This window comes from Cryobacterium sp. TMT4-10 (assembly GCF_004403275.1).
GTDB lineage: Bacteria > Actinomycetota > Actinomycetes > Actinomycetales > Microbacteriaceae > Cryobacterium > Cryobacterium shii.
The window spans coordinates 1-1,024 of sequence record NZ_SOGU01000009.1 but is presented as its reverse complement, the minus strand read 5'-3'; the positions used below and the strand labels follow the sequence as shown (position 1 = coordinate 1,024).

General features: G+C 64.6%; 1 protein-coding gene and 1 pseudogene. Both read left to right on the top strand.

Annotated elements, in window-relative coordinates; translation table 11 throughout:
- Nucleotides 1-75: 75 nt before the first annotated feature.
- Complete coding sequence (locus E3T42_RS00580; protein ID WP_134402270.1) at nucleotides 76-513, top strand: hypothetical protein; 438 nt, start codon at nucleotides 76-78, stop codon at nucleotides 511-513.
- A gap of 173 nt (nucleotides 514-686) precedes the next feature.
- A pseudogene (locus tag E3T42_RS00575) lies at nucleotides 687-1,024 on the top strand (IS3 family transposase); the annotation flags it as partial.

Below are 1,024 nucleotides of genomic sequence, written 5' to 3'. Positions count from 1 at the left end.
CCCTCTCTGTCAACCTTGGACAAGGCACCGGGATCGTCCCGAATAGTGTTGTAGAGGGCGGGGAAGGAGTTCCCCTTGACGAACGCAGTGATGACAGGGCCCAGCTCGACCGGGCAAGCTGTAGGGATGGAAGATGTTCCCGATCCTCAGGTTCCCGAGCGTGCTCGGCGGCGAACCTACACCGCCAAGTACAAGTGCGACATTCTGACCGAGTACGACTGCCTCAATCGGCAGGGCCGCGGTGCGCTGCTCCGCCGGGAAAAGCTGTACACCTCCTTAGTCAGCTCGTGGCGTGACCAGCGAGACAAGGGGGTGCTGGCCGCTTTGGCGCGGCCGGCGGGAGCGCTGCCAGCCAGCACGTCGGAGAAGGACGCGGCCCGGCTCCGGAAAGAGAATGTCCGACTGTCGGGCGAGTTGGATACGGCGAGGCAGGTGATCGCTATCCAGGGAAAACTCTCGGCTCTGTTGGATCAACTCTCGACCAACAGCAGCGAGAAGAACACCGAGAAATAATCGACGCCACGATCACCGAACTCGTCCCTCTCGTCGGCACGCGGGACGCGTGCCTGGCCGTGGGCCGGTCGCGGGCGACGCACTACCGCCAACACCGGCGGTCGCCAAGACCGCCGTCATCGCCGCGGCCCCGGCCACAGCCGGCGAAGCAGCCGCGCGCGCTGACCGAGCTGGAGTGCGCCGCTGTTCTAGAGGTGCTGCGGTCCAAGCGGTTCGTGGACAAGGCGCCGGCGGAGATCCAGGCGATCCTCCTCGACGAGGGCACCTACCTGTGCTCAGTCGCGACGATGTATCGTCTGCTCCGCGCCCACGGCGAGACCGGTGAGCGTCGTGCTCAGGCCGAGCACCCGGCACGAGTCAAGCCCGAACTCATCGCGACGGGACCCAACATGACCTGGTCGTGGGACATCTCGAAGCTCAAGGGCCCGGCCAAATGGTCATACTTCCACTTGTATACGATTATCGACATTTACTCCCGGTACGTCGTCGGCTGGATGGTCGCGACCCGGGA